Here is a 13119-nt window from a genome sequence, read left to right as displayed (position 1 = left end):
GGAGCGGCCGCGCATTCCACCAACGTTTGCCCGGTCCCGGCAGGCGAAAGGGGCGACGTCCACCGACGTCGCCTCTTGCGAACGCCGGCGAAACCTCAGGCCGCGGGACCCGCCTCTTCGCGATTCACCTTGAACCACGCTGCGTACAACGCCGGCAGGAACAACAAGGTCAGCGCCGTCGCCACGATCAACCCGCCCATGATCGCCACCGCCATCGGCCCGAAGAATGCCGAACGCGACAACGGGATCATCGCCAGCACCGCGGCGAGCGCGGTCAGCACGATCGGCCGGAAGCGACGCACCGTCGCTTCGATGATCGCGTGCCAGCGGTCGTTGCCGTGGCGGATGTCCTGTTCGATCTGGTCCACCAGGATCACCGAGTTGCGCATGATCATGCCCGCCAGCGCGATCGTGCCCAGCATCGCGACGAAGCCGAACGGCACGCGGAACACCAGCAGGAACAAGGTCACGCCGATCAGGCCCAACGGCGCGGTGAGCAGCACCAGCGCCGTGCGCGAGAAGCTGCGCAACTGCAGCATCAGCAACGTCACCACGACGAACAGGAACAGCGGCAGGCCGGCCTTGATCGAGTTCTGCCCGCGCCCGGAGTCCTCCACCGTGCCGCCGGTTTCGAGCAGGTAGCCTTCCGGCAACGCGGCGCGGATGCCGTCGAGCGTCGGCAGGATCTGCGCCACCACCGTCGGCGGCGTGAGCTTGTTGCGGATGTCGGCGCGCACCGTGACGGTGGGCAGGCGGTCGCGATGCCACACGATGCCGTCCTCGAACACGTCGCGCAGCGTGGCGATCTGCGACAGCGGCACCGGCGTGCCGCTCTGCGTCGGCACCGCCAGGCTGCCGAGCAGGTCGAGCCGCGTGCGTTCGTCGCCCGTGCCGCGCAACAGGATCTCGACGAGTTCGTTGCCCTCGCGGTACGTGCTGACGTGCAGGCCCGACAGCGAGCCCGACAGGAACTTCGACAACTGGGACGAAGTGATGCCGAGCACGCGCGCACGGTCCTGGTCGATCTCCAGGCGCACGACCTTGCTGGGTTCGTCCCAGTCCAGGTTCACGTTGGAGACGTTCGGGTTCGCGAGCACCTTCGCCTGCACTTGCTTGGCGATGGCGCGCACGCGGTCGATATGTTCGCCGGAGACGCGGAACTGCAGCGGGTAGCCGACCGGCGGGCCGTTCTCCAGTCGCGTCACGCGCAATTGCAACGACGGGAAGCGCGGCGCGACCTCGTCGATCAGCCACGTGCGCACCGTTTCGCGCGCTTCGGTATCGCTGGCGCGCACGACGAACTGCGCGAAGTTGGCGGCGGGCAGCTGCTGGTCGAGCGGCAGGTAGAAGCGCGGCGAACCGGTGCCGACGTAGGCGACGTAGTTGTCGACGCCCGCGCGCTTCTGCAGCATCGCCTCCAGTTGCTTCGCCTGCGCTTCGGTCGCCTTCAACGACGAGCCTTCGGCGAGTTCCATGTCCACCATCAGCTCCGGCCGCGTCGAATCCGGGAAGAACTGCTGCGGCACGAACCGGAACAGCGCGATCGACGCGATGAACGCCGCGACGGTCAGCGTGATGACGAGCTTGCGATGACCCAGGCACCAGTCGAGCAAGCCGCGGAAGCGCTGGTAGAACTTCGTCGCGTGCGGGTCGTGCGCTTCGGCATGCTTCTTGTTCATGTCCGGCAACATCTTGTCGCCGAGGTACGGGATGAACAGCACCGCCGCGATCCACGACACCACCAGCGCGATGGTGACCACCTGGAACAGCGACCGCGTGTACTCGCCGGTCGACGAGGCCGCGGTCGCGATCGGCAGGAAGCCCGCCGCCGTCACCAGCGTGCCGGTGAGCATCGGGAACGCCGTGGTCTCCCACGCGAAGCTGGCCGCCTTCAACCGCGAGAAGCCCTGCTCCATCTTGATGGCCATCATCTCGACCGCGATGATCGCGTCGTCGACGAGCAAGCCCAGTGCGAGCACGAGCGCACCGAGCGAGATCTTGTGCAGGCCGATGCCGAAGTAATCCATCACCGCGAACGTCATCGCCAGCACCAGCGGGATCGTCACCGCCACCACCAGCCCCGTGCGGAACCCCAGCGAGAAGAAACTCACCAGCAGCACGATCGCCACCGCTTCGGTGAGTACCTTCATGAACTCGCCCACCGATTCGCGCACCGCGTGCGGCTGGTCGGAGACCTTGCGCAATTCCATGCCGGCGGGCAGCGAACGCTGCAGGCGCGCGAATTCGGACTCCAGCTTGTCACCGAGCCGCAGGATGTCGCCGCCGTCCTTCATCGCCACCGCGATGCCGATCGCGTCCTGGCCCATGAAGCGCATCCGCGGCGCGGCGGGATCGGCGAAGCCGCGCTTCACCGTCGCAAGGTCGCCGAGCCGCACCGTGCGATCGCCCGAACGGATCGGGAAATCGCGCAAGGCATCGACCGACTGGAACGCGCCGGTCACGCGGATCTGCACGCGGTCGGTGTTCGTTTCGAAGAAGCCGGACGGCACGACGGCGTTCTGTTCCGACAGCGCGGTCTGCACCGCCGCCAGCGGGATGCCCATCGTGGCGAGCTTGGTGTTCGACAGCTCGATCCAGACTTTCTCGTCCTGCAGGCCGACCAGTTCCACCTTGCCGACGTCCGGCAGGCGCTGCAGTTCGAGCTCGATGCGCTCGGCGTAGTCCTTCAGCACCGCGTAGTCGAAGCCCTGCCCCGTCAGCGCGTAGATGTTGCCGAACGTGTCGCCGAATTCATCGTTGAAGAACGGCCCGACCGTGCCTTCCGGCAACGTGGGCTTGATGTCGCCGATCTTCTTGCGCACCTGGTACCACAGCTCGGGCACGTCCTTCGACGGCAGCGAATCGCGCGCCATGAAGATCACCTGCGATTCGCCGGCGCGCGAATACGAGCGGATGAACTCGTACTTGCCGGTCGTCATCAGGCTCTTCTCGACGCGCTCGGTCACCTGGCGCGCGACCTCCTCCGCGGTGGCGCCCGGCCACAACGTGCGCACCACCATCGCCTTGAAGGTGAAGGGCGGATCTTCCGATTGCCCGAGGTTGCGCCAGCTCATCGCACCGAGCAGCGCGAGCACGACCATCGCGTAGAGGACGAGCGTGCGGTTGCGCAGCGCCCATTCCGAGAGGTTGAAGGACATGTCAGCGGGCCGCGGCAGGCGCGAGCGCGACGGGGCGGTTGTCGCGGTCGACGGGCGCGACCTTCTGCCCTTCGCGCAACAGGTGTCCTCCCGCGGCGACGACCCAATCGGTTGCGCGCACGCCCGACAGCACCGGCACCGTGTCTTCGCCGTACGCACCCGCGCGCACGGGCACCAGCGCCAGCGTGTGCGTGTCGGGCTTCACCACCCAGACCGAAGCCGTGCCGTTCGCGCCGCGCTGCAAGGCCGACAACGGCAGGCGCAACGTCGAGTCCCCGGCCTTCGCTGCACCGGGCACGTAGACGCGCGCGCTCTGCCCGAGGTCGACGGCCTTCGCCGCAGCGGCATCGAGCGCGATGCGCGCGGCATACGTGCGCGCCTGCGGATCGGCGGCGGCGGAAATCTCGCGGATGCGGCCCGGCAAGCGTTCGCCCGGCGCGCTCCACAATTCGACGAGCACGGGTTGGCCGACCGCGAAATCGCGGATGCGCGATTCCGGCAACGCGATCGCGACTTCGCGCCCCGCATCGCCCGCCAGCGTGTAGACAACCTGGCCCGACGTCACCGTCTGCCCCGCTTCCGCGCTGCGCGTCGCGATCACGCCGTCGCGCGGCGCGCGCAGTTGCGTGTAGTCGGCCTGGTTGCGCGCCACGTCGAGTTGCGCGCGCGCTGCACGCGCCTGCCCTTCGGCGGCGGCATAGGCGGCGTTCTGTGCATCCAGCGTGGAGCGGCTGACGAGTTGCTGGTCGGCGAGCGTGGCGTAGCGCTTGCGATCGGAGGCCGTGCGCGCGAGTTCGGCATTGGCCGCGGCCAGTTGCGCCTGCGCCGATTGCACCTGCAAGCGCAGGTCGCCCGGATCGAGTTCGGCGAGGACCTGCCCGCGACGCACGCTGTCGCCCGCATCGACGAAGCGCTTCACCAGTTGCCCGCCCACGCGGAACGACAAGGTGCTTTCTTCGCGTGCCCGCACTTCGCCGGCGAAGGCCGACAGCGACGGCGCGGCGTCATGCCCCGGATGGACCACGAGGACCGGGCGCGGGACCTCGGTGGCCGCCTCGTCCTTCCCGCACGCGGCCAGCAGGACCAGCACCGCGACGACCCCCGCATGGCGCGCGCGGCGCAAAAATAGGCGATCCGTGGGGGGGGCCTGCGGCATCCTGCGCTGCGTCTCCATGGGGGACTCTCTCGACGGCAATTAGTGGACCGGCCGGTAGAGTAAGAAATAGCAAACCCCGCAGTCCAGTATTTCCTTTATAGTCCGCCGCCATGCCAGATCGTTCCGCGCCAACGCCAGCCGTTACCCCTGCCGAAGCCGCGACAAAGCCGCGGCCCACGGGTCCGGGCCGGCCCAAGGACCTCGGCAAGCGCGCGGCGATCCTCGAAACGGCCAAGCGCTTGTTCACCACGCTGGGCTTCACGGGCGTGTCGATGGACCAGATCGCGGCCGAGGCCGGCGTCTCCAAGCTCACCGTCTACAGCCACTTCGGCGACAAGGAAGCGCTGTTCGCCGCGGCCGTGCAGGCGCACTGCGAACAGCAGTTGCCCGATTCCCTGTTCGCCGCCGCCGACGCCGCACCCCTGCGCGAAGGCCTGCTGCAGATCGCGCGCGCCTTCTTCGGGATGATCTGCGGCCCCGAAGCGCTCGCGGGCCACCGCACCCTGTGCACCCCGCAGGTCCTGGATACGCCGATGCCGCGCCTGTTCTGGGAAGCCGGCCCGCAACGCATCCAGGACGCCGTGGCGGTGGTGCTGCAACACCATGTCGCCACCGGCGAGCTGGCCATCGACGACGTGGCGCGCGCCGCCTCGCAGTTCCTGTGCCTGGCCAAGGGCGAACTGCATGCGCAACTGGTCTTCGGTTGCTGCACGGAAGTCCGCGCGCACGAGGTGGAAGCCCAGCTCGAAGCCGCCGTGGATCTGTTCCTCCGCGGCTACGGCACGGGGCGCTGACGATGGTCGCCCTGACTTCCGGCACTCAGTACGGGTGTGCTACCACAGCGATGCTGTCCCTCCGGAACGCGACCCGCCTGGGCGTAGAATTCCCGGTTTTCCGCGCGAGACCCCAATCATGACGATCGATTACGCCAAAGCCCGCGAGACCATGGTCGAACAACAGGTTCGCCCGTGGGACGTCCTCGATGCGCGCGTGCTCGATGCGTTGGTGATGGTGCCGCGCGATGCGTTCGTGCCGTCCGCGCATCGCGCGCTGGCCTATGCCGATGCCGCGCTCCCGCTCGGCCACGGCGAATCGATGATGAAGCCCGTCGTCGAAGGCCGCGTGCTGCAGGCGCTCGACGTGCAGGCCGGGGAAGACGTGCTGGAGATCGGCACGGGCAGCGGATTCCTCACGGCATGCCTCGGCCGCCTCGCGCGCGAAGTGCACAGCATCGAGCTGCACGCCGAATTCGCCGACGCCGCCCGCGCGCGCCTGGACACCATGGGCCTGGGCGGCAACGTCCGGATCGAGGCCGCCGATGCGTTCTCGTGGGACACCGACCGCCGCTACGACGCGATCTGCGTCACCGGCGCCGTCGAGGCGATCCCGCCGCGTTTCCTGCAATGGCTCCGCCCCGGCGGCCGCCTGTTCGTCGTGCGCGGCGTCGCACCCGCGATGGAAGCGGTGCTGGTGCGCAACGATGTCAACGGTCCCGGTATCGAATCGTTGTTCGAGACCGACCTGAATTACCTGGCGGGCGCTGCGCCCGTCGCCAAGTTCGATTTCTAAACTCCCCCTCGTCCCCATTTGAATCCGGAAGGAACCTGCATGAGCCGCCGTCCCCTCGTCCTGGCCCTCGCCTTCGCCATCGCGCCCATGGCGGCGCACGCCGAAGACCTGCTGCAGACCTACGAGCTGGCACGCGCCGGCGACCCGCAGTTCTCCGCCGCCGAATCCAGCCGCCTCGTCACCAAGGAAGGCTCGGTGCAGGCACGCGCCGCGCTGCTCCCGCAGTTGAACGGCAGCGCCTCGATCACCCGCACCAAGAACGACAGTTCCGGTTCGCAGGCGTTCGGCAGCGCGATCGTGCCGAGCGAAGGCACCAACGACAACACCAACAAGCAGTACGGCGTGAACCTGTCGCAGATGGTCTACGACCACAGCAACATCACGCGCCTGCGCAGCGCCAACCTGCTCAGCGAAGCCAGCGACTACCAGGTGGAATCGGCGGGCGACTCGCTCGTCACGCGCACCTCGGCCGCGTACTTCAACGTACTCGTGCAGGTCGAGACCCTGGCCGCGGCGGAAGCCTCGGAAACCGCGCTGAAGAAGCAGTTCGACTTCGCCAGCAAGCGCCTGGAAGTGGGCCTGGCGCCCATCACCGACGTGCACGAAGCGCGCGCGCAGTACGACTCGGCGCGCGCCAACACGATCACCGTGCGCAACCAGGTCGAAGACGCCTACCAGGCGCTCGCCGAAATCACCGGCAAGCCGATCGAACGCGTGAAGGGCCTGCCGGAAGACTTCCAGCCGCAGCTGCCCGCCTCCACCGGCGCCGACCAGTGGGTGCAGATGGCAATGGACAACAATCCCGCACTGAAGGCCAAGGAATACCAGGTCAAGTCGGCCGAGGAAGACATCAGCACGGCGCGCGCGGGCCACTACCCCACGCTGTACCTGTCGGGCAATTACGGCAGCAGCCGCACGGATGGTTCCTCGTCCGACACGCTGACCAACCTCACCACCGATTTCGAGAACCGCAACGACTCGCGCAGCCTCGGCCTGACCTTGCGCGTGCCGATCTTCGCCGGCGGCGCGACGCAGTCCGGCGTGCGCCAGGCGCTGTACACGCGCGACGTGCGCCAGGACGAACTGGAACAGCAGCGCCGCGCGCTCGAGCGCAACACGCGCAATGCCTACCAGGTGGTCGTGGCGGGCGTGAGCGAAGTCGAAGCACGCCGCCTCGCGCTGGTCTCGGCCCGCGCCGCGTACGAAGCCTCGCAGGTCGGCCTGGAAGTGGGCACGCGCACCGTGCTCGACGTGCTGATCAACCAGCGCAACCTGTTCCAGGCGCAGCAGGCCTACGCGCTGTCGCGCTACAACTTCCTGCAGAGCCGCCTCAACCTCGAGCAGGCCGCCGGCACGCTCGACGTCGATGACGTGCAGGACATCAATCGCCTGCTGACGGTCGACATCGCGGCGATCGCACCGACCAACGGCGCGCAGTAACCCGCTTTTGCTTCGAGCCCCTCTCCCGCCAGGGAGAGGGGTTGGGGTAAGGACGCTTCACCCCGCCGGCAACACCGGCGCAATCAACCCCAACGTCCGCGCCAGCGCACCGCGCCCTTCTTCGACCAGCCGATAGCCCGCCGCCACCATCCGCGCGCGCGCCGCTTCGTCGTCCAGCAATTCACCGATCGCGACGGTCGCTGCACCCGCATCCGGCACGATCCGCACGGCGCCCGCCTGTTCGAGCCGATGCGCGATCTCCGTGAAGTTGTGCAGGTGCGGCCCGGTCACCATCGCGGTGCCCACCGCCGCCGGCTCCAGCAGGTTGTGCCCGCCGATCGGCTGCAGGCTTCCGCCGACGAAAGCCACCTGCGCGCACGCATAGAACGCCATCAATTCCCCGAGCGTATCGACGACGAACACATCGTCGTCCGCGCCCGGCCAGCGCGTGAGCCGCCGCGTCGCGACGCGCCAGCCCGCCGCATGCGCGTGGTCCACCGCCGCGCGGAACCGTTCGGGATGCCGCGGCGCCCACACCAGCAACAACTCCGGGTGCGTCGCGCGCAGCGCGCGGTGCATCGCGACGACCGCGGCTTCTTCGCCATCGTGCGTGCTCGCCGCGATCCACGCATTGCGCGTGCCCAGGCGTTCGCGGAACTGCGCGACGAAGGCCGCGAGGTTGTCCGGCACCGGCGTATCGAACTTGAGGTTGCCGAGATCCTGCACCTGCTCTTCGCGCGCGCCGAGTTGCACGAAGCGTTCCGCATCCGCCTTCGACTGCGCGCCCACGCGCCGCACCGTGCGCAACGCGCGTCCCACCAGCGGCGCGAGCAGGCGATAGCCGCGCAGCGAACGTTCCGACAACCGCGCATTGAGGATGTAGGTCGGCACGCCTTGCTCGCGCGCGCCGAACAGCAGGTTGGGCCACAACTCGGTTTCGAGCACCAGGCCCGCGCGCGGGCGGAAATGCGTGAAGAAGCGGCGCACCGCGCCCGGCAGGTCGTACGGCAGATACACGTGCTGCACGTCCTCGCCCCACAGCGCGCGCACGCGCGCCGAGCCGGTGGGCGTGATCGTGGTGACCAGCAACGGCAGGTCCGGGTGCAACCGGCGCAGCGCGTTCACCAGCGGTGCGGCGGCATTCACTTCGCCCACCGAGACCGCGTGCACCCACAGCGTTTCGCGCGGCGCATCGTCGTCGACCGGGCTGCCGTACATCCCGTAGCGCTCCGGCCAGCGGCGGAAGTATTCGGCCTGGCGGAAGCCGCGCCAGATCAAGTGGTACACCGTGATGGGAAGGAGCAGGTACAGCGCGGCCGAATACAGGCCGCGCAGCACGCGCTCGAAGGGGTCCGTCCGCATCACGGGAGGATACCTGTCAGCGGACCCCCGTAGAATCGCGACGATGACGCCCGCGCCTGCCCCGACGGACCACGATCGCCCGCCCCTGGGCTCGCGCCATTGGCCGACGTGGCTGGGCATCGGTGCGATGGCCGCGCTCGCGCGCCTGCCCTGGTCGTTGCAGCGCGCGCTCGGCCGCGGCCTCGGTGCCTTGCTCCGCGTCGCGATGCCCGCGCGCCGCCGCATCGCTGCGCGGAACCTTGAACTATGTTTCCCCGAACTCGACGCCGCCGCGCGCGAAGCGCTGTTGCGCGAACACTTCGCCGCGCTCGGCATCGGCCTGTTCGAATTCGCGCGCGCGTGGTGGGGCTCGGTGGATCCGATGCGCCACGGCCTGGTCGTCGAAGGCCTCGACCTGATCGCGGCCGCGCGTGCGAGCGGCCGCGGCATCATCGTCGTGTCGGGCCACTTCACCACGCTGGAAATCTGCGGCCGCCTGATGTGCGACCACGTGCCGCTCGCCGGCATGTATCGCCCACACGCCGAGCCGGCGATGGAATGGGCCGTCAAGCGCGGCCGCCTGCGCTACGCCGCCGCGATGTTCACCAAGCAGGAATTGCGCCCTGCGGTGAAACACCTCAAGCAGGGCGGCGTGCTGTGGTACGCGCCGGACCAGGACCCGAGCCGCGGCGAAAGCGTATACGTGCCCTTCTTCGGCCGGCCTGCGAACAGCCTGTCGTCGACGCACCAGCTCGCGCGCCTGTCGGGGGCGTTGGTCGTGGCGTTCCAGCACGCGCGACGCGCCGATGGCGGTTACACGTTGCGGCTCGTGCCGGGACTGGAAAGCATTCCGTCGAAGGACGCGGTCGCGGATACCGCCGCGGTGATGGCGGCGATCGAAGCAATGGCGCGCGTCGCGCCCGACCAGTACCTGTGGATCCATCGCCGCTTCAAGCGGCAGCCGGATGGCACTTCGCCCTACGGCGATTGATCGCGTTCGCGTTGCGCTTCCAGCACCTTCGCGTACTTGAGGAAGGTGTAGAACGCATGCGTGCGCGCGGCGAAGAAGCCCGCCCAGCCGTTGAGGAAATACCGCTTGCCGATGTACAGCTTGAGGAAGGCGACGTAGGGCTGCAGCACGATGCGCAACCCGAGTCCGCGGATCGGCTTGCGGCGCTTGTTCACCACCATGCCGCTGGAATAGCGGTTCACCTTCTCGACGCGATCGGCCAGGTGCGGTTCGCCGTAATGGCGGAACGGGGCGTCCAGGTCCTGCGGCGCGCCCGTGTCGAGCGTCGGCGCGGCGTGCACCGGCACGGTATTCATGCGCGCGCGCGACTTGCGGAACAGGCGCAACTGCCAGTTCGCCCGCGCGCCGGCGTGCGACCAGCGCCAGAACAACCATTCCTGGCGCGGCAGGCGATAGCCGTCCGCGCGCGGCGCCTGCAGCGTGCGTTCGATCATCGCGCGGCCTGCGTCGGTCAGCGATTCGTCCGCGTCGAGCAGCAACACCCAATCGTGCGTGGCCAGGTCGATCGCGTGTTGTTTCTGCGGGCCATAGCCTTCGAACGGGCGCACGGAGACGCGCGCGCCGTAGCGTTCGGCGATGTCGCGCGTCGCATCGGTGGAGCCGGAATCGAGCACCACGCGTTCGTCGCAGAACGCCAGGCTCGCCAGGCACGCTTCCAGCGTCGCCGCGTTGTCGAACGTGGTGACGACGCCGCTGATCGGCGCCCGCGTGCTCATGCAGCCGCAGCCGCGGGGGCCGCCGCGGGTTCGGGGTCGCGCGACAGCAGGCTGCCCGCGTACAGCGCGGCCAGCATCAGCGCCAGCCCGCCCCAGAACGTCGAATAGAACGCCAGGTGCGTGTTGAACGGGAACAACGTGACGACGAGCGCGAGCATCGCCGGCCGTGCGCGATCGCGCGCCGTTTCGCTCGCATAGCGCCACGCGCGCCATCCCAGCGCGATGCCGGCCAGCCACAACACCAGGCCGATCGTGCCGGTTTCGCTGGCGACTTCCAGTACCCAGTGGTGCGCGTGCAATGCCGGTCCTTCACCCCAGGCCGCGAGCTTGCCCGCCTCTGCATCGCAGCCGTTGAACGCATCGCGGAAGCCGCGCGCCCCCACGCCGTTGATGGGGTGCGTGCGATACATGCACATCGCCGCGGACCAGATGCGGCCGCGGCCGGACAAGGCGTTGTCCACGCCGCCCGCATCGGCGGCCAGCAGCTGCGTCGTGCGCTGCAAGCGCGTTTCCACCTGCGGCACGAACAAGCCGAGCGCCGCGAGCGCGATCGCGCCGAACGCGAACACCGCGAGCAGTCGCTTCCAACCCAACAGGCGCCAACCCGACCACAGCAGCACCAGCGCATACGAAATCCACGCCGCGCGCGCACCACCGAGCAACACGATCGCGCCGACCACCGCCGAGGCGACGCACCACCCCGGCACGCCCCAGCGACGCGCGGCCGCATACAGCGCGAAGGGCGACATGCTCGCCAGCATCTGTCCGAACTTGAGGTTGCACGGCCCGAGGATGCCGCTCAGGCGATCCACCGCCAGCGCTTCCGCATCGGTGCACATGCCGTGCCCGCTGATCGCGTGCTTGATGGTGTCGATGCCGAAGAACAGCGGACTCGTGCCAGAGACGGCCTGCAGCACGGCGTCGATCGTCCAGATGGCGACGATGATGGCGAGCCCGCCGAACGTGATGCGGCGTCCGCGCGCATCCGCCACCGCCGAGGCGACGAGCCACAGGAACGGCAGGTAGCGCAGGTCGAACGCGGATTCACGCAACGCGAGGGCGCGATCCACCGCATCGATCGACGAGAACGCCTCGGGCAACCAGTAGGCGAAGAACAACACGCTCGTGAGCGCCCACGCCGGACCGGAGAGCAACGCGGCGCCGCCGCGGAAACGCGAGGCCAGCAGGACCACGATCGCCGCGATCGCACCGAGCGACATCACGCCTTCGGCATAGCCGGGCGCGGGCCACAACGCGACGAAGGCGAGCACCCAGGCGGGCGCCCAGCGCCAGCCGGCCGGCGGGCCGGGGGCGTGTGTGTCAGCGGTGGTCGACGAGTTCTGCATAGACCGCAAGCGTCTGATCCTGCATGGCGCGCAAGGTGTGCGGCATCGTAACCGGAGGCGTCGGCGGATGCGCCAATGTTTCGCGCGCGGCCCGCACCAGGGCGTCGCCGTCGAACGGGGGCACCGCGCCCGCGGGTTGCCAGGCGCGCAACAGTTCGCCGACGCCGCCGTGGTCCCAGCCGACGACGGGCCGGCCGACGCTGAGCGCTTCGAGCACCGTGCGGCCGAAGGCTTCGGGCTTGCGCGAGACCTGCAGCACGAGGTCGCTCGCCGCGTAGGCATCGGCGATCGCATCGGTGGGCGGCGCGAACGCGACGGCCGCGTCGATGCCGAGCACGGTGGCGTGCGCTTGCAGTTCGGACAGGTAACGATCGCGTCCATGTTCGCGACTGCCCGGCAACCACAGGCGCGCATCCACGCCGTCGCGGCGCAGCGCATGCAGCAGGTCGAGGGCGTCGACGTGGCCTTTCAACCGCGTGCCGCGCCCGGGCAACAGGAGCAACGGACCTTCACCCCCGAGCGCGGGATGCAGCGCGGCGGCGCGCGCGCGTGCTTCGCGATCGGGCGCAGGCATGCGCGGGAAGGCCTGCGGATCGATGCCGCGCGGGATCACGCGCAGGCGCGCCGGATCGGTCTTCGGATAGTGCGCAAGCAAGTACGCGCGCACCGTCTCCGACACGCAGATCACGCGTTCGCCGCGCGCCATGATCGCGCTGTAAGGCGACGGCGAATTGAGCCCGTGCATCGTCGTGACGAAACGCGGTCGCGCGGCTCGCATGCCTTGCAGCGCGCGCCACGCGATCCACGCCGGCATCCGCGAACGCGCGTGCACGATGTCGGCACCGCGGCGTTCGAACAGGCGACGCAACGGCGGCACGTGCTGCAACGTGAAGAGCGACTTGCGCCCGATGTCGAGCGTGATGTGTTCGGCGCCGAGCGCTTCCAGCCGCGGCACGAGCCGTCCGCCCGCCGACACGACCAGCGCGCGATGGCCCGCGCGCACGAGGGCGTCGGCGATCTCGAGGGTGGAACGTTCGACCCCGCCCGATTCGAGGGCGGGAAGCACTTGGACGATGGTGAGCGGCCGCGTCACGGTCGCGTGCGGCTGGTCAGTCGATCAGCACGAAGTGCGAACCGCAGTAGGGGCACTGGCATTCGCTCCCGTCGGCTTCGATCGGCAGGTACACGCGCGGATGCGAATTCCACAGCGCCATCGACGGCAGCGGGCAGCTGAGCGGCAGATCGGCCCGGCGCACGTCGTAGCGTTGCTGCGCGTTGGCGGGCGCGGTGGCGGTGGGCTGGGGATTGCTGGGCGACTGCGGGGCCATGGGCACGGGGGTTCGGCGATGCGCGGGCCGCGAGT

Annotated in this window: 11 protein-coding genes; 4 read left to right on the top strand and 7 right to left on the bottom strand. The window is 69.1% G+C overall.

Features of this window, described 5'->3' with window-relative positions:
• Window positions 1–95 precede the first annotated feature (95 nt).
• A complete protein-coding gene (locus tag LYSCAS_RS08500; RefSeq protein ID WP_213433477.1) occupies window positions 96–3158 on the bottom strand; it encodes an efflux RND transporter permease subunit in 3063 nt (1020 codons plus the stop codon).
• 1 nt (window position 3159) lies between these two features.
• Window positions 3160–4281 carry an efflux RND transporter periplasmic adaptor subunit gene (locus tag LYSCAS_RS08495; RefSeq protein ID WP_407075181.1) on the bottom strand — a complete coding sequence of 374 codons (1122 nt, stop codon included), beginning with the start codon at window positions 4279–4281 and terminating at the stop codon, window positions 3160–3162.
• Window positions 4282–4424: 143 nt separating this feature from the next.
• Between LYSCAS_RS08495 and LYSCAS_RS08490 the strand changes: the two genes are divergently transcribed.
• The 3 genes from LYSCAS_RS08490 to LYSCAS_RS08480 all read left to right on the top strand — a co-directional run bounded on the left by LYSCAS_RS08490 (window position 4425) and on the right by LYSCAS_RS08480 (window position 7323).
• A complete protein-coding gene (locus LYSCAS_RS08490) occupies window positions 4425–5108 on the top strand; it encodes a TetR/AcrR family transcriptional regulator (RefSeq protein ID WP_213433475.1) in 684 nt (227 codons plus the stop codon).
• 118 nt (window positions 5109–5226) lie between these two features.
• Window positions 5227–5883, top strand: a complete 657-nt coding sequence (locus LYSCAS_RS08485) for a protein-L-isoaspartate O-methyltransferase family protein (protein ID WP_213433474.1) — start codon at window positions 5227–5229, stop codon at window positions 5881–5883.
• 39 nt (window positions 5884–5922) lie between these two features.
• Window positions 5923–7323, top strand: a complete 1401-nt coding sequence (locus tag LYSCAS_RS08480) for a TolC family outer membrane protein (RefSeq protein ID WP_213433473.1) — start codon at window positions 5923–5925, stop codon at window positions 7321–7323.
• A 57-nt stretch (window positions 7324–7380) separates the two neighbouring features.
• Here the strand turns inward: LYSCAS_RS08480 and waaA are convergent, their stop codons facing one another.
• Entirely contained in the window at window positions 7381–8685 is a 1305-nt protein-coding gene (gene waaA, locus LYSCAS_RS08475; RefSeq protein ID WP_213433472.1) for a lipid IV(A) 3-deoxy-D-manno-octulosonic acid transferase, read from the bottom strand.
• A 43-nt stretch (window positions 8686–8728) separates the two neighbouring features.
• Here waaA and lpxL point away from each other — a divergent pair, with 43 nt between their 5' ends.
• Complete coding sequence (gene lpxL / locus LYSCAS_RS08470; protein ID WP_213433471.1) at window positions 8729–9655, top strand: LpxL/LpxP family Kdo(2)-lipid IV(A) lauroyl/palmitoleoyl acyltransferase; 927 nt, start codon at window positions 8729–8731, stop codon at window positions 9653–9655.
• On the opposite strand, the gene LYSCAS_RS08465 is transcribed toward lpxL, so the two are convergent.
• From LYSCAS_RS08465 to LYSCAS_RS08450, 4 genes are read right to left on the bottom strand one after another with little or no spacing between them, the layout of a single operon-like run.
• Window positions 9643–10410 carry a glycosyltransferase family 2 protein gene (locus LYSCAS_RS08465; protein WP_213433470.1) on the bottom strand — a complete coding sequence of 256 codons (768 nt, stop codon included), beginning with the start codon at window positions 10408–10410 and terminating at the stop codon, window positions 9643–9645. The two genes, lpxL and LYSCAS_RS08465, sit on opposite strands and share 13 nt — an antisense overlap.
• A complete protein-coding gene (locus LYSCAS_RS08460) occupies window positions 10407–11756 on the bottom strand; it encodes an O-antigen ligase family protein (RefSeq protein ID WP_213437724.1) in 1350 nt (449 codons plus the stop codon). Before LYSCAS_RS08460 ends, LYSCAS_RS08465 begins: the two co-directional genes overlap by 4 nt.
• Window positions 11731–12849: a glycosyltransferase gene (locus LYSCAS_RS08455; RefSeq protein ID WP_213433468.1), complete on the bottom strand. Its 1119-nt coding sequence runs from the start codon at window positions 12847–12849 to the stop codon at window positions 11731–11733. Before LYSCAS_RS08455 ends, LYSCAS_RS08460 begins: the two co-directional genes overlap by 26 nt.
• A 16-nt stretch (window positions 12850–12865) precedes the next feature.
• Window positions 12866–13084 (bottom strand): zinc-finger domain-containing protein, encoded by a 219-nt coding sequence (locus LYSCAS_RS08450; RefSeq protein ID WP_213433466.1) that lies wholly within the window; start codon window positions 13082–13084, stop codon window positions 12866–12868.
• Window positions 13085–13119: the final 35 nt, after the last annotated feature.

It is taken from the genome of Noviluteimonas caseinilytica (genome assembly GCF_018406605.1).
GTDB classification, from domain to species: domain Bacteria; phylum Pseudomonadota; class Gammaproteobacteria; order Xanthomonadales; family Xanthomonadaceae; genus Noviluteimonas; species Noviluteimonas caseinilytica.
Note: the sequence above shows the minus strand (reverse complement) of the source record. Positions and strands in the feature narration are given on the sequence as shown.